The sequence below is a fragment of the Natrinema halophilum genome, assembly GCF_013402815.2.
Classification (GTDB): Archaea; Halobacteriota; Halobacteria; order Halobacteriales; family Natrialbaceae; genus Natrinema; species Natrinema halophilum.
The window spans coordinates 3,609,289-3,629,883 of the sequence record NZ_CP058601.1; the positions used below are offsets into that span (position 1 = coordinate 3,609,289).

The following is a 20,595-nucleotide window of genomic DNA, read 5'->3' on the forward strand; positions in this document are numbered from 1 at the left end:
GAAGCGGCAGCTATGGGGAAAATTCTTGGTGGTTCGATTTGATTTGCTGATATGAGCGTTCGGAGCGGCTCGAATGGGGTCGGGTCCGTCGGGGCAAACCCGCTGGTTGCCGAGCCGGTCGGCGATTCGCTCCGCTCCCTCGAGCCGCTCGTTCTCTCCCTTCTCGTTCTCGTCGTCGTCGGGATCGCCATCGGTTGCTGGTGGGCGGTTCGGTGGTTCCGTCGACCCCCAGGCGTTCGGCTCCAGCGCGTGCTGGCAACTCACGAGGACGTGACGGTGCTGATGCACCCCAATCCGGATCCCGACGCCATGGCGTGTGCGATGGGTATCGCGTCGATCGCCGACTCGGTCGACACCGACGTAACCATGCAGTTTCCCGGCGAAATCCGCCACCAGGAGAATCGGGCGTTTCGGACCGTTCTCGATCTCGATCTTGAACCCGTCGAGGCCAGTTCACAGCTCAGTTCGGACGCGGTGGTGCTGGTCGACCACAATACGCCGCGGGGGTTTACTGGAGCCCAGACGGTCGAGCCGATCGCGGTCATCGATCACCACCCGGGGAACGGGGCTGGCACGAAATTCACTGACGTGCGGACCAACTACGGGGCGGCGTCGACGATCATCGTCGAGTACCTGAACGACGTCGGTGCGACGATCGATGAGGATGACGACTCGAGCGAGTTCGAGGTTTCCCCGGAACTGGCCACAGGATTGCTCTACGGCATTCAGTCCGATACGAATCACCTGACGAACGGCTGCTCGCGGGCCGAATTCGACGCCTGTGCCACGCTCTTTCCGGGGATCGACGAGGACCTGCTCGATCGTATCGCCAATCCACAAGTCAGCGACGACGTGTTACGGGTCAAGGCGACGGCGATCACCCAGAAACGCGTCGAGGGCCCCTTCGCAGTCTGCGACGTCGGCGAGATCGGAAACGTCGACGCGATTCCCCAGGCTGCGGACGAACTCATGCACCTCGAGGGTGTGACGGCGGTCGTCGTCTACGGCGAAAACGACGGAACGCTTCACCTCTCCGGACGATCCCGCGACGACCGGGTCCACATGGGCGAAACGCTTCGTCACGCCATCAGTGACATTCCGATGGCCAGCGCGGGCGGTCACGCGCGGATGGGCGGCGGACAGCTCTCGGTCGATCACATGAACGGAATCGGCCCTTCAGACGGGATTAGCCGCTCTGACTTCGAGGAACGCCTCTTTTCGGCGATGGCCGGCGAACGCTAGCTCGGTCTACCGGTCTCGCTCGCTGCGCTCGAGTATCGAGCGTACGGCCGCTGGGCCGGCGGTTTCGCCGGTCCCGACGAAGTGTGCCGCACAGGCGTTTCCGAGCGCGAGCGCCGTCTCGAGGGACCATTCGCGAGCCAGCGCGCACGCCACCCCAGCCGAGAATCGATCACCCGCGCCCGTCGTGTGTTTGGTTTCGCCGACCTCGAGCATGTTCACGACGGTCGTCCCGTTGCGGGTCGCTCCGGCAGCGACGGCCGTACCGTGAGAGATCACGCCACTGATCCCGATCGCCGAGCGGAGGGCCACTGCCCGGCCGAGAGCCCGATTCCGATCTCGAGTCCCATCGGAAGTAACGCCGGATGCGTCGGAGACCCGATCGGAAGCACGGCCCGAGACGTCGGTGGCTGCAACGGCGGCTTCGAGTTCGGTCGGGTTAACGGAAAGAACGATTTCGATGGACTCGCTGGCCCCATCTGTCCGCGAGAGCACGTCGAACAAGTCTTCGAGTGCCGACGGATCGACAGCATCGATCGGACCGGGATCGAGGACGATCGTGAGCGACTCGTCCGGCGGGGCCGACCGAAATCGATCGAAGACGGCCGTGAGGCCGCGAACCGAGACCCAGTTCGCACAGCAGAGTGCGTCGGCATCGAGGATTCGGTCCCAGTCGACGACCGCACGGAGATCCGCCAGTTCCCACGTTTCGGCCGCCCCCGGTTCCGAGAAGAGGAGGTCGTCCTCGTCGAGCATGACGACGCGGACCGTCGCCGGCGGGCCCATCGAACGCGTTTCGAACGGAAACTCGGCCAGGACGGGATGATCGAGGTGACCGACGAGGGTCGCCGAATCGCCGAGGGCGTGGACCTGTCTGGCCGCGTTGACCGCCTGACCACCCGGTCGGACGTCGACCGGCTCGAGTGAGAACGCGCGGCTGCCCGCTGCAAGCTGGCTCCTGAACTCGTCGGCTCGCTCGACTCGCACGCCGCCGGCTCCCGAGAGAGCGTACCGGTGATCGACGCTGCCGTCGGGGAGTGCGACGACGTGGCGGCGACCGTCTCCTTCGAGAGCGTCGAGGTGGTCGCAAAGGTCGGCGTAGCTCACACCCGTAATTGGGGCACTCGTCAGTAAAAGCAGTTGGTCGCGGCGATCCTCGACGATCGCCGAAGTGCGGAACGGCCCGTCGGTGAAACACGCGACACGCGGCACAGCGTGTTACGTCGCAGCGGCAAGTGGTGGTAGCGACAGCAGTACAGCGTGTTACGTCACAGCGGCAAGTGGTGGTAGCGACAGCAGTACAGCGTGCTGTTTGATCACATGGCATGGAAAACGAATTAGATCGAACTCTCGAGTCCGCACCACCAACCCACTACGGTCGTTTCGGGTCGACGTGACCGGTCGTCCCTACCGGATCTCCTTCCACTCGGCGTTGCAGTCCGGACAAATTCGGACCGTCTTGATCTCGTCGGGATCGTTTTCGGTCTTTAGTGGCTTCTCGCACTCGCCGCAAACGAGCCGATCGTAGGTGTCCTTCTCGAGTTCGCCCTCTCGAAGTGCCTTTCGGACTGATTTCATGTTCCCCCTGTAGGGAGGAGGGGAAGAAAAAGACCGGTGCTTTATCGAGTTTCGACTCGACTCACACGGCTGGTGTGCCGTCGAACATATGTGTGTTCACAGACAATTATTGATCGGTGGCAATTATTTGCAAGCGGCAGAGGAGACTGCCCCGGGTCGTTCGAGAGAGCGAAGCTCTCTCGTGATCTGGCGAAACCGTTGGTATGGCTGACCTCGCGGAACTCCGCTCCGCTTGGTGACGAAAGGACGAAGGCCGTTCGATCCACCTGACCCCGATGCGGCTCACGAGGAGACAGCCGTACTCGACCGATCGGTCTTCGACCGTTCTATCCGATAGTTCGAGCGACCGACGTGTCCACTCCGCGAGTCGGCCCGCTACGGTGGCCCGCGTAGTGCTCCTGTCGTGTGGTTTTCCCGGATCGCGTGGCCGATCATCGGTCGCGAATGCCGAGCCCTCGTTCGGTTACTCGGCAGACGTCGACTCGACGGCCGTCGACCGGCCGTCGGTACACCCTATCTGGCCGCATTCGTGGGCGTTTTACCGGTTCGCTCGAACACACCATCGATGGAGTACGTCCAGGAGCGAATCGCGACGCTCCACGAATTCGGCGGAGGGGATGGACCCGACGGCACCCTCGCGCGCGAAGCCGCCGCGGCGGTCGCCGAAACGTCCATCGTCGTCCCGATGACCGCTCGCGAGTACGAGAGCCCCGCCGCAGAACGCGTCCTCGTCGAACTCGAGCAACTGGTGCCAGCGCCCGCCGCAGTCTTCGTTCCCGTCCGCGCCGACCCCGATCAGATCGGGCCGTTTCGAAAGTGGCTCACCTCGTTTGCGCTTCCGATCCGCGTCCTCTGGTGTACCGCACCCGGCGTCGACGCGTTACTCTCTGATGCGGGTTTAGGCGGCGACTTCGGGAAAGGGCGGGACGTCTGGCTCGCGCTCGGCCCGGCGGCCGACCGCGGCGAGGCGGTCGTCGTCCACGACGCCGACGCCCGAAGCTACGAGGCCGAACACGTCCATCGTCTGCTCGCCCCGCTGACGACGAACTTCGACTTTTCGAAGGGTTACTACGCCCGGGTCGAACGTGGCAGGCTCTACGGACGGCTCTTCCGCCTGTTTTACGAGCCGCTCGTTCGAACCGTCGCCGATGCCCACGACGCGCCGATCGTCGACTACCTCGGCGCGTTTCGCTACGCGCTTGCCGGCGAATTCGCCGCGACCGCCGCTCTCGCCCGCCGACTGCGAACGCCCCGCGCGTGGGGACTCGAGGTCGGAACGCTCGGCGATGCGTACGAAGTCGCTGGCTTCCGTGGGACTGCCCAGGTCGATCTCGGCCGCCACGAACACGATCACAGAGACGTCGCGGGCGACACCGGCCTCGAGGGGATGAGTCGCGAAGTCGGGGCCGCGCTGCTTTGCGTACTCGAGGAACACGGCGTCGACCCCGCGTACGAGACGCTGCCCGAGCGATATCGTGCCGTCGGCGAAGAATTGATCGACCAATACCGCGTCGACGCGGCGTTCAACGGTCTCGAGTACGACCCTGCGAACGAACGGGACCAACTGGAGCGCTACGCCGAATCGATCGCCCCGCCGACGGACGACGCGCGTCTTCCGCGCTGGACCGACGCGCCGTTCGAACCGACCGACGTACTCGAAGCCGCCCGGCCCTGGCGGGAGCGTCGGGTCGGCTCCCGCTCACAAGACTAATCCCATCACCGGCCGTTGGACCGGGTATGGACGCGACCGCCGACGAACTGGCCGGCGTGGTCGACCTCTTCGGCGGGTTGACCCACGATGAACTCGAGCGGGCGCTCGCCGAGGCCGCGTACCGAGCCGACGGGCAGTCGGTAGACGACACGGCCCTCGAGGCGGCGATCGAGGCGGCGCTCGAATCGTTCGCGCTCGTTCGATACGACCCCGCCCGAAAGAGCGATGCGACAGCGGACGCGGACGGCGAGGCACTTTACGTTGCCGGACCGACGGCGTTTCCGTCGGTACCGGAATCCGCCGAAGACGTCCCCCACATTCTCGACGTCGAGCGGCGGCGGCTCGATCGCACGATGCTGGGCGAGGCAGCCCGCGATCGCTTCGTCGCAGCCGCAGACGAGGCTGTCGCTGCAGGCGACGACGCGCGGTGTCGGACCTTGCTCGACGTCAGCTACGATCTCGAGTCCTGGGCACCGGTCGATCTCACGGACGAACGGACGCGCTTGGAGGATGCCCTCGAGGAATGACACCGAAGAGACTGACACTCGATCCGGTTGCGAATCACACCCCCTCCGCGATCGACGATCAGGAGTACGACGCCGCCGTCCTCGCGCCGATCGTCGACCGAGATGGCGAGGACCATCTGCTCTTTACCCGGCGGGCCGACCACCTCGGCGAACACCCCGGACAGATGAGCTTTCCCGGTGGCGGTGCCGAGCCGGTAGACGGAACGATCCTCGATACCGCACTTCGGGAGGCCAACGAAGAGATCGGTCTCGAGCCGTGCGAGGCCGAAGTCGTCGGCCAACTGGACGACATCCGGACCATCTCAGAGTACGCAGTAACGCCATTCGTCGCCAACGTCCCGGATCGGGACTACGACCGCAACGACGACGAAGTCGCCGAAATTGTCGTGCTTCCTCTCTCCGGATTGCTCGACCCGGATAATTACGAGTACGAGCGTCGGTCCCATCCCTACTACGGCGATATCGTCATCCACTACTTCCACGTAAACGACTACACCGTCTGGGGCGCAACTGGCCGAATCCTCGTGCAGTTGCTCGAGCTGGCGACGGAGTTCGAAGCGGCCGAAACGGTCGACCGGACGGAGAAGTAACCGCTTTCGCGCCGCCCTCTTGATCTCAGTTGCACTCTCCGTCACTACCCTGACTCCGTGCTCGTTCGGTCGATCCGTTCTCACTCGGCCGTCCTCTCGCGCCGTCCGTAATTCTTCAACGACCGTCGTCTCGAGTTCGGACAGCGCTTCGTTCTACTCGTCTGCGTTTCATGGGATGGCCGTTTTCAGCGGTGGCGTACATGCAGCCGAGTCGCGACCGCACGACGGAGACATACACCGGCCGAGTCGAAGCCGCACGACGAGGATGGACACTGGCCGAGTCGAAGCCGCACGACGAGGATGGACACCGGCCGAGAGAGCAGAATACGGTATCGGTCGCTTACAGTCCCTCGAGCGACCGGAGTTTCTGTTCGACGTCCGGCGGTGCGGCGCTGGGGCCGTCGCGGATGCGATGATCCGGAATGAGAAGTGGGGCCGGATTCTCGTCGAGCGCCGTCCGGACGAGAACGATGTCGTCTTCGTCCTCGTGATCGAGACCCGAAGTCATCCGGGCGAGGGTCTCGACGGTGACCTGGTCGCCGTAGGGTACCTGTTGGACCTGCTCGAGAACTGACCGCTGATCGGTCGGCATCGTCATCGCGACCTGGACGTCGTCGAAGGTAACCGGCTCGAGACCGTCGAGGTACTCGAAGACCCGGTCGAGGATGGGGTGTTCGTCTTCGGCGTCGTCGTCCGGTATCTCGGGAAACGAGACGCTCAAAACGCGCCCGCTTGCGACTCCGAGCTGGATGTATCGATCGAGATACGATGACTCCCGCGCGTAGATTCCAGCGTCCGTAACGTCCTCCATAGGTGGGTGTAAGCGGCCATGACTTGAATAGCCGCCGGTCTCGGTTCTCAGCTCGGTACGGCCCTGCGATCGATTGCCGCCTGCGTTTCGTCGACCGGCAGTTGGCACTCGACTCGTGACAATATCTCGTCCCTTTTCACCGGTCGTCGTTCGTCTCCTCGATGTCCCGATTCCGGGAACTGGACGAATTCGAGCAGCTGCTCGGTGAACTGGGCGACGACGGGCCGGAGCGAAACCAATTCAGTGAATTCGGCGAAACGGCGAAACGGCGAAACCGACGGCGACGTTCGATCACAAGACGAACGAACTATTGCCACTCGCCAACGGCGTCGGCACTCGTCGTGACCACTGTATCCGCTGGCACACGGACGCGCCACTCGACGCCTCCGACCCCCGTTGAATTCTGGCAGCCAAACGGAGCGACTGGTCCGCTGGTCGACGCGATGACGCAAGTCTTATGTACATATGAGTACGTCGATGTACAATAATGAACTCCGAGACGGAGCTTGCGCCCGCGGTCAAGTCGATTCTCGCGGCCGCTCGAGAGCGGTCGGGCGGCGAGGGCGTCGTAAACGTCGACGCGCGGTCGATATCCGACGCGCTGGCGCGGGCGGAGGCTGACGGACGGGTGCCGGTAATCGCGGAGGTGAAACCGACGAGTCCGACGGCCGACGGAACGCGGACCGACGATCCAGTCGAACTGGCCGAGGCGATGGTCGAGGGCGGTGCGGCGGCGATTTCCGTTCTCACGGAGCCGACTCACTTCGGCGGATCCCCCGAGGCACTGACCCGTATCCGCGAGGCCGTCGACGTCCCGGTTCTGCGAAAGGATTTCGTTCTGGACGAGGCTGGAATGGACGTCGTTGCGGCCGACCTGTTGTTGGTGATCGCACGGTTCGTAGACGACCTTTCGGAACTCGTCGCGGCTGCGCGCGACCGCGGGTTCCAGCCGCTGGTCGAAGTGCACGACCGGGACGAACTCGAGGACGCACTCGAAGCGGGTGCGGAGATAATCGGGGTGAACAACCGAGATCTGGCGAAGCTCGAGGTCGACCTCGAAACCTTCGAGTCGGTGGCCCCCCACGCTCCGGACGACGTGACGGTGATCGCCGAGAGCGGAATTTCGTCGCCGGTCGACGCCCGTCGGATGCGCGAAGCCGGTGCAGACGCGTTGCTGGTCGGTAGCGCCATCATGGACCACGGTGCAGACGAAAGCGATGTGACCGAGAATACGCGGCGACTCACGCGGGCAGAAACGGCGGAATCGACGACGGAGACCGAGACGACATGAGTGAACACGACGGAGACTCCCAGACATGAGTACAGGCGAACGCGAACGCGACGAGAACGGTTCCGGGCGCACGGGTACGTTCGGCGACTACGGCGGTCAGTACGTTCCGGAGGCGCTAATGCCGGCCCTGCAGGAACTCGAGGATGCGTACGAGCGATACGTCGTCGAGAACGAGGACGGGTTCATGGACGAGTTCCGCGAACGAATGCGCGACTTCGGCGGCCGCCCGACACCGCTTCAGCGCGCGGATCGGCTGAGCGAACGCTACGACCGCGAAATCTACCTCAAACGCGAGGACCTCGTCCACGGCGGCGCGCACAAATTAAACAACGCGCTCGGACAGGTCCTGCTGGCCAAGTACATGGGCAAAGAGCGGATCATCGCCGAGACTGGCGCGGGTCAACACGGCACCGCGACGGCGATGGCCGCAGCCCACCTGGACATGCCCTGCGAGATCTACATGGGTCGGACCGACGTCAACCGCCAGCGACCGAACGTTTACCGGATGCGGATGAACGGGGCCGAGGTGAACCCGGTCGACGCCGGTAGTGGAACCTTGAAGGAAGCGATCAACGAAACCATGCGCGACTGGGCGACCACCGTCGAGCGGACGCACTACGTGATCGGCTCCGTCGTCGGCCCGCACCCGTTCCCGAAGATGGTCCGGGACTTTCAGGCGGTCATCGGCGACGAAGCTCGGAGCCAGATTCTGGAAAAAGCCAGCCGACTCCCCGACAGCGTCATCGCCTGCGCCGGCGGCGGCTCGAACACGATGGGGACGTTCCACGCGTTCGTGCCCGACGAGGAGAGCGCGGAGCCACGCTCCGCGGATGACTCGAGCGGGCCCAATCCGCAAGAGCGCGTCGACCTCTACGCCGTCGAAGCCGGCGGTTCGTGCCTCGATATCGACGAAGACGCGGGCCTCGCGCCTAACTCCGCGACGCTCTCGACGGGCACGGACGGCGTCCTCCACGGCGCGATGACGAAGCTCCTTCAGAGCGGAGACGGCCAGATCGTCGAGTCACACAGCGTTAGCGCGGGGCTGGATTACGCCGGCGTCGGGCCCGAGCTCTCACACCTCGTCGAAACGGGCCGTGTTACGCCCGTGAGCGTCGACGACGAGGACGCGCTCAACGGCTTCCACCGGCTCTCCCGACTCGAGGGAATCATCCCCGCGCTCGAATCGAGTCACGCGCTTGGATACCTCGAAGAAGCACACGAGGATCTCGGCGACCTCGTCATCGTCACCGTCTCCGGCCGGGGAGACAAGGACCTGGAGACTGTACTCGAGGAGACGGAAAAGCGCGATCTCGAGGCCGCACCCGCAGTCGAGGTGTTCGACGGATGACCGCAGATTCGGCAGGTACCGACAGCGACGTCGAAGCTGCCGTCCGCGAAAACCACCCGGCACTGATAACCTACATTACGGCGGGCGATCCGTCGCTCGAGGAGACCAAAGCGTACGTCGAGGCGCTCGACCGCGGCGGCTCGGACCTGATCGAACTCGGGTTGCCGTTCTCGGAACCGATCGCGGAAGGGCCGACGATCCAGGCGGCGATCAACCGCGCGCTCGAGGCGGGCACGACCCCCGAGGGCTTTTTCGAGTTGGTCGACGACCTCGAGACCAAGGCACCGCTCCTGGTGATGACGTATTACAACATGATCCTGCAATACGGGGCAGGCGAGGCGCCACGCGTCTCGGATAGTGACGCGGTTTCGTCGCGGAACAAACCCGACGTTCGGCCGTTCGTCGAACGCGCGGCCGAAGCGGGACTCTCGGGGATCATCGTTCCCGACCTGCCCGCCGAAGAGGCCGATCCGCTTCGCGAGGCTTGCGACGACAACGGGCTCGATCTAGTCTTCATCATCGCGCCGACGACCGAGGGCGACCGTCTCGAGACCATCATGTCGCAGGTCTCGGGCTTTGCCTACGTCCAGGCTCGACTCGGAACGACGGGCGCGCGCGAGAACGTTTCTGGCGCGACTCACGACAGCCTCGCGCGACTGTCAGCGTACGACGTGCCCAAGGCCGTCGGTTTCGGCGTCAGCAAAGGCGACCACGCGGCCGAAATCGTCGAGGCGGGTGCCGACGGCGTGATCGTCGGCAGCGCACTCGTGGATATAATCGCCTCGAGCGACGATCCACGCGAGGCAGTCGACGAACTCGAGACCAAAGCGGCGGAGCTCAAACGCGGCGCGCTCCGTGGCTCGACCGGCGAAACTGCGGCCGGCGCGGAAGATGCACCAGAACCAGAACAGCCATAACTGCTAGCTTGCTACACTCCCGCAATGACCTCCGGAATTGACGCACGACTCGAACGAATCGGGACAGACGGATCGTACGTGATCGTCCCAATGGACCACGGCATCACGATGGGTGCAGTCCAGGGGCTGAAAGACATCGAATCGACCATCGACGGCGTCACCAGCGGTGGCGCGGACGCGGTCCTCACGCAGAAGGGAATCGCGCCTCGCGTCCACGAGAACAAGAACGGGAAGGGGTACATCGTGCATCTCAACGGCTCGACGACTATCGGGCCCGACGAGAACGACAAGCGAGTGACCGGCACCGTCGAGGAGGCGATTCGGGTCGGCGCCGACGCGGTCTCGTTCCACATCAACGTCGGTTCCGATCACGAGCCAGACCAGCTCACTCAGCTCTCCGACGTCACCGAGACGGCCGAACGGTTCGGGATGCCGGTCCTCGCAATGGCCTACGCCCGCGGCCCCGGTGTCGACCCCGAGGACCCCGAGGCGCTGGGCCACGCGGTCCGACTCGCCGAGGAACTGGGCGCGGACGTCGTCAAAACGGGCTACAGCGGCGACGCCGAAAGCTTCCAGCACGTCGTCGAGTCGACCCGGCTCCCGGTCGTCATCGCCGGCGGCTCGAAAGGGACTGATCGCGATACGATCGAGATGGTCCGCGGCGTGATGGATGCCGGTGGCGCCGGTGTCTCGATGGGTCGTTCTATCTTCCAGCACGAAGACCCCGAGGCTATCGCGCACGCGGTCGCCGGAGTCGTCCACCACGATCTTTCGACCGACGAGGCACTCGCCGAGGCGGGGCTGGCGCTCGAGGCCTGACGTCTCTTCTCGAGGCTAGATCTCTGTTCTCCGGACGGTTTTTCACTCGTTTATCGAGACTCGTCTCGGGGCGCACTCAATGGCAGTGCGTATCGAGATGCACGTCGCGGTCCGCGTAGCCAGGCCCGAGTTCGACGGTGGCGTGATCGATGCCGTGGCTCGCGAGTTCGTCGTGGACGCGACGGAGGACTGACTCGGCTTCGGTCATCGTTTCGACGTCCGTTTCAATGTGCATAGTCGCGACCGTGATCTGGCTGCAGATCTGCCAGACGTGGAAGTCGTCCACCTGGTCGACGCCCACTATTTCGCGGACGTGGGCCCGAATTTCGTCGCTCTCGAGCGGCGTTTTGAGGAAAAATATCTCGCCGCTCCCGCGCAACACCGTCACCGCGGACCAGGCAACGACGGCGGCGATGAGGGCCGCGGTGATCGGGTCGATCACGCGGATGCCGGTCACTTCGATGGCGAGTACGGAGACGATGACCGCGACCGAGCCGCCGGCGTCGCCCAGCAGGTGGTAGAACGCGCCCTTTTCGTTGAGGCTCATCGCGTCGCCGTGGAGAACGAGAACCGAGCCCACGTTGACGACGAGCCCGCCTGCCGCGATGGCGAGCGTTGGAACGACACCGATGGAAATGAGAGCGGGATCGAGGAACCGTTGATACGACTCCCAGATGATAAAGCCGACCATCGGCAGGAGCAGGAGTCCGTTGATGAAGGCGGCGAACGGTTCGAGGCGGTGGAGTCCGTACGACCAGCGGTCGCCGTCGCCGTAATGTTCGGCGACGTGAGAGGCTGCGAAGGCCATCACGTACGCGAGCGCGTCGAACAGCATGTGGAACGCATCGCTGAGGAGTGCGACGGAGCCAAACGCCAGTCCGCCTGCAAGTTCGACGAGGAAGCCGACGATATTGATGAGCGAAACGGCAGCGAGCTTGCGACTGCTCGTCGATTCTCCGCCGTGGCCGTGACCCTCGTGATCGTGTGCGTCGTGCGACCGAGAGTCGTCGTGGGTGTGCGCCGACTCGTCGTGGCTCATCGTAGTTCGAACTCGGAACGTCCGTCTTATTAATTCAGCTGCTATTAATCGGTGTATAGACTAGCAATCGTAACAAAAATCCCCTGCCGGATTAATAACGAGGTGAACAGATCAGGTTATCGGTCGTCTCGACCTTCCTTCCCTACCCTACCACATGTTCGATCGTCGTTCAACACTCGATACGCTTTCCGGCGTCACTCGATTACCCGCTATCGCAACGGGATTCGCTTACCGACGCGCTCGTTGCGACGTTTCTCGCCTGACCTCCGAGAGCTCTACCGCTCGACCGGACTCGCTCGAGCGATAGATCGCGTCGATGACGCGCTGGACAGTCATCGCCTCGTCGACGGTATTGGTCTCCGGCGGTACGTCCGCGGCAATGGCCGCGAGGAACGCATCGTCCTGCTCGGTGTAGCCGGTCAACGTGGCATCGCCGCTCATGTTGACGTCGGTGTAGTGATCACAGCCGGCGGTTCCCGACTCGAGGATCTGCATATCGGTATCGCCGATGTCGAATTGTGCCCCCGCCTGCGTCCCCCGAACGCGAAAGTTCATGCTCTCCTCGCGGTTGGTCGCCCACGCGGCCTCGAGCGACACGGTCTGGCCGTCGGCACAGCGGATGAAGGCGCTGACGGAGTCGTCGACCTCGTAGGTCTCGGCCTCGGCGTTCCAGTTGTCTCCGAACCCTTCCGGATCGGCGTACTCCTCCGTCGCGCCGAACGTGGTCCGCGTGACGCCGCTCACCTCGACGATTTCGGGGAAGTCGAGCGCGTACAGTGAGAGATCGAGGGCGTGGACGCCGATGTCGAGCAATGCACCACCGCCGGCGAGTTCGGGATCGGTAAACCAGGACCCCGGGCCGGGGACGCCGCGTCGGCGGACGTAGTTTGCTTCGACGTGAGTCAGATCGCCAAACCGGCCGCGAGCGTGCTGTTCGTCGAACATAGCCATCGAGGCGGCATGGCGATTGTGAAATCCGACCATACAGATTCCATCGGCTCTGGCCGCCGCCTCGGCGATCCGTTCTGCACTCTCCAGCGTGTGTGCGAGTGGCTTTTCGACGAGGACGTCACATCCTGCCTCGAGGGCCGCGGTGGCGATCGGCTCGTGGAATCGGTTTGGCGTCGTCACGATGACGGCGTCGACCGCTCCGTCAACGACGAGCTCCTCGTGGGTCTCGTAGGTGGTCGCGTCGAATTCGTCGGCGAACCGCCTTCGTTGCTCCGGGACGAGGTCTGCACCGGCAACGACGTCAGCACCGAGATCCCGAATACTTCGTGCATGGAGGGTTCCCATACCGCCAAGACCGACGATGCCGACGCCGATTCCGGTTCCGATCATATCTCAGCCTCCGATTTCGATTCTGCAGAAACGAACGCACAGTGAGAAACGAACCATTTCGGTGACGTTTGAGTGCGATGCCAGTCCATAGAGAGAGGCAGGGTGCGATCGAAATAAGGGTTATGACCGATTAATCCGTCTAATCATTTCCCATTCCATACCCTACCATACTGTTACCTGATAAATGTTCAAATCTATTGAATAAATACATCATTGATGGAGAAATTCTCTCCGCAGACTCCGACTGACCTAAGTCCTCGTCGGCCAACGAACTGGCATGGTCGACGTTACGGTCTGGAACGAATTCCGCCACGAACGCGAGGACGAAGCAGTCGCGGCCGCTTACCCGGACGGCATCCACGAAACCATCGCCGATGCGCTCGACGACGAACACGACGTCGGGACCGCGACGCTCGACGAACTCGACCACGGACTCACGGACGACGTTCTCGAGGCGACCGACGTCCTCCTGTGGTGGGGCCACGAGGCCCACGACGAGGTAACGGATTCGGTCGTCGACCGCGTTCACGACCGCGTTCTCGAGGGAATGGGATTTATCGCCCTGCACTCGAGCCATTACGCGAAGCCCTTCAAGCGACTTATGGGGACGTCCTGTAGCTTGCAGTACCGGGAGGACGGCGGCACCGAGCGCCTGTGGGTCGTCGACCCCGGTCATCCGATCGCGGATGGATTGGACGGCTCGATAGAACTTCCCGAGACGGAGATGTACGGTGAACCGTTCGACGTGCCCGAACCCGACCGGCAGGTATTCATCAGTTGGTTCGAAGGCGGCGAGGTGTTTCGAAGCGGCTGCTGTTATCGGCGCGGCAACGGCAGAATCTTCTATTTCCGTCCGGGTCACGAGACGTACCCGATTTACGAACACGCGGCGATCCGACGAGTGCTCCGAAACGCGGTCGAGTGGGCTAGCCCGCCCGAGGGTTCGCCGCGGACGTTCGGCGAACGAACGTAGCGGGCTGGTAGAATGCAGTTGCACCGTCGGATTCCGATCGGTTCGATACCGACTGTCTGGACTGCCGACGACGCGTGTGTGTCGATCACCACGTAATTCGCCCCCGGCGGCGGAGCCTTGGAAACCGATCGACCGGTCAGAACGTCTGCCGGCCGTCGTCGGTAATTACGCTCTCGAGTAGGTCGACCGGCGTCGCGTCGTAAGCGGGATTCTCGACGTCGAATCCTTCGGCGGGTTCGGCCATTACTTCGCTGTCAGGGCGAAATTCGTTCTCGAAGACGAATCCTTCGCTTACGATCTTCGAGGCCGAACCGAGGACGGTGACCGGCACGTCTACCTGGTCGGCTGTCGCCGCGATCGGAAACGTCCCGACGCGGTTGTACAGCGTCTCGTCGACGATACAGTCCATTCCGACGATGACGCGGTCGCACTCCTCGAGGTAAATCCCGTGTGCGCTGTCTGTGACCAGTGTCACGTCGACTCCCTCGAGGTCGGCCAGCGTCCGAGCGGTCTTGCGTCCCAGGTACCGGGGTCGGGCCTCGGTGACGTAGATGTCGAACGTCTTGCCGGCCCCGGTCGCCTGCTCGAGCGCCTCGAGGACCGTCGAGGAATAATCGTGCGTCAGCAGGGTCGCGCCGTCGGTGAGTTCTTCCACGGCGTTTTCGGCCGCCAGTCGCTTGCCGGATTCGATCCGCGTGACCACCTCGTCGATCTTCTCGCTCGTGAGTCGCCGGGCCGCCTCGACGCTCTCGGGGTCTGCATCGGTCACGTCGTCGACGACCTCCCGAACGGCGTTTTGCAGCGACGCGTGGGAGGGATTCGCCTGCCGCAGGACGGAGCCGTTTCGCTCGAGTGCGCGGGTGTACTCCTCGACGGTGGCGAACTCCCGCTCGACGAGCTCCTCGAGGGCTCGCGTAGCGTTTACGGCCACCACGGAGGAGCTGTGCGTTTGCATCTCCCTGATTTCCTCGGCCGTCTCGTCGATCATACGTGGACGATTTCCCGACAGCGGGAAAGGTGTTCCGGGTGTACGGATCTGCCCTTTCGCGGGGGTGTCACCGTCGCAGCCGAAAGATCGACGAGGAGTTCCTCGTGACGCGGAACGAGCGACTCCGTGAGTACCACAATTGGATGGATGCAGCCGACGTCGCCGGCGCGGCACTGCACCACCTCGGTTCGAAGGAGAGACACGAGGAGATATTCGGCCACGACCACCACAACAACGTCACTACCGTATACGGCGACGCCGATACCGGAACCATCGCGGAGCTTCGCCGGTACGCTCACCGAATTCGGGAAAAGTCGACTACGTCGTCGCTTCCGGAGCTTCCTTCGAGCGGTTGAGTCCGCATCAGCGATTGAGCCCGGGCGAACACGTCGACGGGGCGGGACGACGAGATCGGCGAGAAGTACAGGTTCCTGGAGTCCCTACCATCGCTGATGACCGTCACCGTCCGATACACCTGTCCTCACTGTGGTGCCGTAGTCAGTCTCGACCGGCCGGCGGATCTGGCGGACAGATCTGTCACGATGGTCCGTCAGCCGGGGTGGGAGTACGCTCAGCCGGACGATCCGGACCGCGAGGAGGCCGACGGAATCGAGTTCCTCTGTGGCGAGGATGGACCCGTCACCGATCTCGAGGGCACCCCGGTCGAGGGCTGTGGTCGCCCGTTCTACCTCAATTTCGTCCGCTACGAGCACGGGGTGGAACTCGAACCCGATCCGCCGACGTACGGCGGGCCGCGATTCGATTTCAGGGAGTAATTCACTGAGACGGGTGCCGGTTGACGACGGACCGGGCCCGAACACAACCCTTTTCGACGCTGGGAAGTACCTACAGACATGGACGAAGCCGCCGTTCGCGACCGCCTTCGGACGGTCGAAGATCCGGAACTCGGCGACGACATCGTTTCGCTCGGACTAGTCAACGACATCAGCGTCGACGGCGAGCACGTTGACGTCGATATCGCTCTCGGAGCGCCCTACTCTCCCACGGAGAGTGACATCGCCGCAGACGTTCGACAGGTGTTGACAGATGACGGGCTCGAGCCCGGCCTCACCGCGAGCGTTCCCGACCGAGACGATCTCACCAGCGAAGAACAGGTACTGCCGAACGTCAAGAACGTCATCGCCGTCGCCTCCGGGAAGGGCGGCGTCGGAAAGTCGACGGTCGCGGTCAACCTCGCTGCCGGGCTCTCGCAGCTCGGTGCCCGCGTCGGGCTGTTCGATGCCGACGTTTACGGACCGAACGTTCCACGAATGGTCGATGCCGACGAACCACCGATGGCGACCGAAGACGAAACCCTCGTCCCGCCAGAGAAGTACGGCGTCAAGCTGATGAGCATGGCCTTTCTCACAGGTGAGGACGATCCGGTCATCTGGCGCGGCCCGATGGTCCACAAGGTCATCACGCAACTTACCGAGGACGTCGAGTGGGGCCACCTCGACTACCTCGTCGTCGACCTTCCGCCGGGAACCGGCGACACCCAGCTGACGATGCTCCAGACCATGCCCGTCACCGGGGCCGTTATCGTGACGACTCCGCAAGACGTTGCACTCGACGACGCCCGAAAAGGCCTCGAGATGTTCGCCAAGCACGACACCGTCGTTCTCGGCATCGCCGAGAACATGTCGACGTTTGCCTGCCCTGACTGCGGCGGCGAACACGACATCTTCGGCTCCGGCGGCGGCGAGGAGTTCGCGGACGAACACGAACTGCCCTTCCTCGGCTCGATTCCCCTCGACCCGGCCGTCCGCGAGGGCGGCGACGGCGGGAAGCCGACCGTCCTGAAAGACGAGGACGGGACCAGCGACGCGCTTCGGACGATCACCGAGAACGTCGCGAACAACACCGGGATCGTCCACCGGCAGGGGATCGCCCAGACGCGACAAAGCGAACCCCTCTCGCCGGATCGATGACCCCTGACGCGGGCGACGACGCTACGGACTGCGAAACGAGCGACGACCGGTTCGACCCCGATCCCGAACGCGTCGAACTCCTCCGCGAGATCGCCGACGACGTTCGCGGCGATTCCAGCGAACGCGAACAGCTCGCAAACGTCCTGTACCGCACCAGCGACCTCTACGACGAGGACGAGGATACCTCGCCAGAGGAAATCATTCGTAACGTGAAGTTCATTCTGGAAATCACCGAACACGGCGGCCTCGAGCGCTGAGGGTACATCATCCCGCTGGTCGTCGATTCGGGCGTTTGCAACCTCTTCGTTTGGCCCGCCCGGCATTTCCAATGGAACGTCGTTATATTTTGTCTGTCACGACCAAATACAGTCCATTGTGCTGTGTGAACGAATAACAATTTCTGTTTGGCCGACATATTCTTGTTTATTCTCTTCGTTCCGTTCCTATGGGCAGCTTCTTGCGAACGAACGGGGGAGACACTAACTGGACACTTCGATTCGGTGCGGTTCTCTTCGGAGCAGCGAGCATAATGGCGGTTGCCGGCTCCGTCGGTGGGATGCCTGGACTCGTTCTCGGAGCGGTCCTCGTCGGGGGGACGGGGACCGCCCTCGGCCACCGCGTCGACAGCGCACACGAGGACGTGGTTTCGAACGTCGAAGCCGCGCTCGATGAGTCCGATTCTGCGGCCTTCGATGGCGGGTTTCGGGAACTGGACGGTGCCTTCGATAAACGCGTCTCCGAGAACCGAGACCTCCGACAACGGGTCGACGAGTTAGAGGCGACTCTCGAACGCACAACGCGGCGAAACGAGCGCATCGAGAGCCAGAGCGAACGGTTGCAGGAGGCAATGCAACTGTGTGCCGCCGGCCAACTCGCGCATCGAATCGATTTCGACGAGGAATCGCCACTGGACGTTGCGGACGACTTCAACGAGATGATGGACGAACTCGAGGCGACGGTGCGACACCTGAAAGACTTCATCACTCTCGTCGTTTCCTCGAGTAACGAAGTGATGTCGGGAACCGAGGAAGTCAGCGAAGCCAGCGACCAGATCAGCGAGACGATCCAGAAGATCGCAGCGGGTGCGAACGTCCAGTCCGAGCGACTGCAGTCGGTCAACGGCGAGATGGAAACGCTCTCCTCGAGTATCGAGGAGATCGCCAGTCTGTCGGACGAAGTCGCGACGCTCTCCGAGCGGACGGCGGAAGTCGGTCGGCAGGGCCAGGAAGCAGCGAAGACGGCGATCGATGGCCTGAACGACATGGAGGACGGCTCGACGGAAGCAGTCGAAGCGATCGAGACGCTCCAGTCGGAGATGGAAGCGATCGACGAACTGGTCGAGTTTATCAGCGATGTCGCTCGCGAGACGAACATGCTGGCGCTGAACGCCAACATCGAGGCGACTCGCAACAGTAGTGGCGATCAATCCGGCGAGGGCTTTGCTGCAGTCGCAAACGAAGTCAAGGAACTCGCGGCCAAGAGCAGAGAGGCCGCCGAAAACATCGAGAAGCGCATCGAGGACGTTCACGAAAAGACCGAGGTCGCGACGAACACCGTCCGAGAGACCGAGAGCCGAGTCGCTGCACACACCGATTCGGTCGAAAACGCCCTCGACGCGCTCGACGAAATCGCGGAGTACGCCGAGGAGACCAACCACGGCGTCCAGGAAATGCATACGGCGGCCGACGAACAGGCCAAGTCGACACAGCAGGTGGTCGCCCTCGTCGACGAAACGGCGACGATCAGCGACCAGACCTCCGATCTGGCCGAAGACGTCTCCGCCTCCGCCCAAGAACAGACGGCCTCGCTTACCGACGTCGCGACGAACACCGAGCAACTCGCGCAGAACGCAAACTGGCTGCTCGACACGCTCGAGATGTACAAAGCGCGACAGGACGTGCCGGGGATGGATCAACAGTCGCCGACAGCTCAGGTCGATTCCCCGCCAGCGGCGACGGCGGGGGCGGCCAGTGATACCGGCTCGCCCCTCCCGGGTGCGACGACGCCCGGCGGAGCGGAAATGTCGTCCGGATCGACAGCTGAAGGACTCGCTTCTCCGGACGATACCGCCGACGAAGTCCCGTCGCCGGCGAGCGAAACCGCTCCCGAGACGTCGCCAGACTGGGTGACGAAATCGAACTCCTGGCCGACGGATGAATCCGAAGAGTTCACGTTCGGAGAGGCGGCGGACACCGGTGGGCTCCCGACGCAGTTCCAGACGGGAATGGCGATCGATGACGATAGTTACGAGGCTGGCCGTCGGGCAACGGCGCAGGCGTTCGACGCGATGGATACCGAGCGGGTAGACTTCTGTCAGGTCTTCTGTTCGCCGGCGTACGAGTACGAGGCGGTTCTCGAGGGAATCCGAGACGTCATCGGACCCGACGCGAAGTTGATCGGTGCCTCGTCGTCGGGCGAGTTCACCGAAGAGTCGGTCGCCGAAGGGACCGTCACGGTGTCGCTGGTGGCCAGTGACACGATCGAATTCTTCACGGGACTCGGGACGGACCTCTCCGACGGGGTGGTCGGCGCGGTGAACGAAGCCATCGAGACGCTTCCCACGTCGGTCGAGGGATATCCGCATCTTTCGGCGATCAACCTCCACGACGGATTGGCCGGAATCAGCGACCAGATCGCGGTCGTCACACAGCGGAATCTCGGTCACGAGGCCAGTTTCGTCGGCGGCTCCGCAGGTGACGACCTCGCGATGGAAGCGACCCACGTCTTCCACGACGACACCATCGCGACCGATTCGGTCGTCATCGCCCTCATGGCCTCGAAAGAGCCCGTGACGATCGCGGTCGGACACGGTCACTCGCCCATCTCCGAACCGGTGACGGTGACGAAGTCCGAGGGTGGGACAGTCCGGGAACTGGACGGCCGGCCCGCCTTCGAGGTGTGGCGCGAGGCGGTCGAATCGTATCTCGCCGAGACGGATCGAACCATCGACTTCGACGCTATCGAAGACGACAGCATGGAACTGCTCGGGTTGTTGACGGAGTTCGAGTTCGGCCTCGAAGAAGGGCAAGGTGCGATCAGCGACGGATACAAGATCCGCTGGCCCGGCTTACGACAGAAAAAAGAGGGCCCGCTCGACTTCCCCGTCGGCGTCCCCGAGGGGACGGTGCTGCGCGTGATGCACAGTCCTCCGGAGGAACAGATCGTCTCCGCTCGCGAGACGGCTAACACGGCGATTCGAAACGCGCCCGGTGAGGTTTCCGGCGGCTTCGTCTACGATTGTGCGTGTCGGTCGATCATCCTCGGAGAGAACTTCGACGAGGCGGTCGACGCGATGAACGAGGAACTGGGCGTCCCCTTCAGCGGGTTCGAAACGTACGGCGAACTCTGCATGGAGCGCGGCCTGATGAGCGGGTATCACAACACGACCTCTGTCGTGATGTTGCTTCCGAAGTAGCCGGTGTCCGCGACGGTATCAATCCCAGAGTCGCCGGTGTCTCGGGAGCATCGTCGGCAGTGATCCCGGCCGGTCCG

Annotated in this window: 20 protein-coding genes; 14 read left to right on the forward strand and 6 right to left on the reverse strand. The window is 63.4% G+C overall.

The window, feature by feature from the left end:
* Window positions 1–51: 51 nt before the first annotated feature.
* The gene (locus HYG82_RS38140; protein WP_179262972.1) at window positions 52–1,242 is read left to right on the forward strand and encodes a DHH family phosphoesterase; all 1,191 of its coding nucleotides are present in this window, start codon (window positions 52–54) and stop codon (window positions 1,240–1,242) included.
* A gap of 6 nt (window positions 1,243–1,248) precedes the next feature.
* On the opposite strand, the gene HYG82_RS38145 is transcribed toward HYG82_RS38140, so the two are convergent.
* Both HYG82_RS38145 and HYG82_RS38150 read right to left on the reverse strand, forming a co-directional pair.
* Window positions 1,249–2,346: a PfkB family carbohydrate kinase gene (locus HYG82_RS38145; RefSeq protein ID WP_179262974.1), complete on the reverse strand. Its 1,098-nt coding sequence runs from the start codon at window positions 2,344–2,346 to the stop codon at window positions 1,249–1,251.
* A gap of 300 nt (window positions 2,347–2,646) precedes the next feature.
* A complete protein-coding gene (locus tag HYG82_RS38150; protein ID WP_179262976.1) occupies window positions 2,647–2,817 on the reverse strand; it encodes an HVO_0758 family zinc finger protein in 171 nt (56 codons plus the stop codon).
* A 565-nt stretch (window positions 2,818–3,382) separates the two neighbouring features.
* On the opposite strand from HYG82_RS38150, the gene HYG82_RS38155 reads away from it, so the two are divergent.
* From HYG82_RS38155 to HYG82_RS38165, 3 genes are read left to right on the forward strand one after another with little or no spacing between them, the layout of a single operon-like run.
* Window positions 3,383–4,528 (forward strand): glycosyltransferase family protein, encoded by a 1,146-nt coding sequence (locus HYG82_RS38155; protein ID WP_179262978.1) that lies wholly within the window; start codon window positions 3,383–3,385, stop codon window positions 4,526–4,528.
* 26 nt (window positions 4,529–4,554) lie between these two features.
* Complete coding sequence (locus HYG82_RS38160; protein ID WP_179262980.1) at window positions 4,555–5,055, forward strand: DUF7109 family protein; 501 nt, start codon at window positions 4,555–4,557, stop codon at window positions 5,053–5,055.
* Complete coding sequence (locus HYG82_RS38165) at window positions 5,052–5,645, forward strand: NUDIX hydrolase (RefSeq protein WP_179262982.1); 594 nt, start codon at window positions 5,052–5,054, stop codon at window positions 5,643–5,645. The genes HYG82_RS38160 and HYG82_RS38165 overlap by 4 nt, the downstream gene beginning before the upstream one ends.
* A gap of 340 nt (window positions 5,646–5,985) precedes the next feature.
* On the opposite strand, the gene HYG82_RS38170 is transcribed toward HYG82_RS38165, so the two are convergent.
* The gene (locus HYG82_RS38170) at window positions 5,986–6,456 is read right to left on the reverse strand and encodes an MGMT family protein (protein ID WP_179262984.1); all 471 of its coding nucleotides are present in this window, start codon (window positions 6,454–6,456) and stop codon (window positions 5,986–5,988) included.
* A 487-nt stretch (window positions 6,457–6,943) separates the two neighbouring features.
* On the opposite strand from HYG82_RS38170, the gene trpC reads away from it, so the two are divergent.
* Genes trpC through HYG82_RS38190 form a run of 4 tightly spaced genes read left to right on the forward strand, consistent with a single transcriptional unit; the run spans window position 6,944 to window position 10,831 of the window.
* Window positions 6,944–7,747, forward strand: a complete 804-nt coding sequence (gene trpC / locus HYG82_RS38175; RefSeq protein WP_179262986.1) for an indole-3-glycerol phosphate synthase — start codon at window positions 6,944–6,946, stop codon at window positions 7,745–7,747.
* A 25-nt stretch (window positions 7,748–7,772) separates the two neighbouring features.
* Window positions 7,773–9,095 carry a tryptophan synthase subunit beta gene (gene trpB / locus HYG82_RS38180; RefSeq protein ID WP_179262988.1) on the forward strand — a complete coding sequence of 441 codons (1,323 nt, stop codon included), beginning with the start codon at window positions 7,773–7,775 and terminating at the stop codon, window positions 9,093–9,095.
* Entirely contained in the window at window positions 9,092–10,012 is a 921-nt protein-coding gene (gene trpA, locus HYG82_RS38185; RefSeq protein WP_179262990.1) for a tryptophan synthase subunit alpha, read from the forward strand. The genes trpB and trpA overlap by 4 nt, the downstream gene beginning before the upstream one ends.
* A gap of 24 nt (window positions 10,013–10,036) precedes the next feature.
* Entirely contained in the window at window positions 10,037–10,831 is a 795-nt protein-coding gene (locus tag HYG82_RS38190) for a 2-amino-3,7-dideoxy-D-threo-hept-6-ulosonate synthase (RefSeq protein WP_179262992.1), read from the forward strand.
* Window positions 10,832–10,907: 76 nt separating this feature from the next.
* Here the strand turns inward: HYG82_RS38190 and HYG82_RS38195 are convergent, their stop codons facing one another.
* Window positions 10,908–11,870 (reverse strand): cation diffusion facilitator family transporter, encoded by a 963-nt coding sequence (locus tag HYG82_RS38195; RefSeq protein WP_179262994.1) that lies wholly within the window; start codon window positions 11,868–11,870, stop codon window positions 10,908–10,910.
* A gap of 228 nt (window positions 11,871–12,098) precedes the next feature.
* The gene (locus tag HYG82_RS38200; protein WP_179262996.1) at window positions 12,099–13,211 is read right to left on the reverse strand and encodes a Gfo/Idh/MocA family protein; all 1,113 of its coding nucleotides are present in this window, start codon (window positions 13,209–13,211) and stop codon (window positions 12,099–12,101) included.
* Between the two features lie 277 nt (window positions 13,212–13,488).
* On the opposite strand from HYG82_RS38200, the gene HYG82_RS38205 reads away from it, so the two are divergent.
* Window positions 13,489–14,184 carry a ThuA domain-containing protein gene (locus tag HYG82_RS38205; protein WP_179262998.1) on the forward strand — a complete coding sequence of 232 codons (696 nt, stop codon included), beginning with the start codon at window positions 13,489–13,491 and terminating at the stop codon, window positions 14,182–14,184.
* 136 nt (window positions 14,185–14,320) lie between these two features.
* On the opposite strand, the gene HYG82_RS38210 is transcribed toward HYG82_RS38205, so the two are convergent.
* Window positions 14,321–15,172, reverse strand: a complete 852-nt coding sequence (locus HYG82_RS38210) for an eIF2B alpha/beta/delta subunit family protein (protein WP_179263000.1) — start codon at window positions 15,170–15,172, stop codon at window positions 14,321–14,323.
* Between the two features lie 2 nt (window positions 15,173–15,174).
* Here HYG82_RS38210 and HYG82_RS38215 point away from each other — a divergent pair, with 2 nt between their 5' ends.
* The 5 genes from HYG82_RS38215 to HYG82_RS38235 all read left to right on the forward strand — a co-directional run bounded on the left by HYG82_RS38215 (window position 15,175) and on the right by HYG82_RS38235 (window position 20,518).
* The gene (locus HYG82_RS38215) at window positions 15,175–15,528 is read left to right on the forward strand and encodes a hypothetical protein (protein WP_179263002.1); all 354 of its coding nucleotides are present in this window, start codon (window positions 15,175–15,177) and stop codon (window positions 15,526–15,528) included.
* A gap of 96 nt (window positions 15,529–15,624) precedes the next feature.
* Window positions 15,625–15,948, forward strand: coding sequence for a DUF7969 family protein (locus HYG82_RS38220; protein WP_179263004.1), 324 nt, complete (start codon window positions 15,625–15,627; stop codon window positions 15,946–15,948).
* Between the two features lie 78 nt (window positions 15,949–16,026).
* Window positions 16,027–17,103 carry an Mrp/NBP35 family ATP-binding protein gene (locus HYG82_RS38225; RefSeq protein WP_179263006.1) on the forward strand — a complete coding sequence of 359 codons (1,077 nt, stop codon included), beginning with the start codon at window positions 16,027–16,029 and terminating at the stop codon, window positions 17,101–17,103.
* A complete protein-coding gene (locus tag HYG82_RS38230; RefSeq protein WP_179263008.1) occupies window positions 17,100–17,360 on the forward strand; it encodes a DUF7976 family protein in 261 nt (86 codons plus the stop codon). The genes HYG82_RS38225 and HYG82_RS38230 overlap by 4 nt, the downstream gene beginning before the upstream one ends.
* 188 nt (window positions 17,361–17,548) lie before the next feature.
* Window positions 17,549–20,518, forward strand: a complete 2,970-nt coding sequence (locus HYG82_RS38235; RefSeq protein WP_179263010.1) for an FIST N-terminal domain-containing protein — start codon at window positions 17,549–17,551, stop codon at window positions 20,516–20,518.
* Window positions 20,519–20,595: the final 77 nt, after the last annotated feature.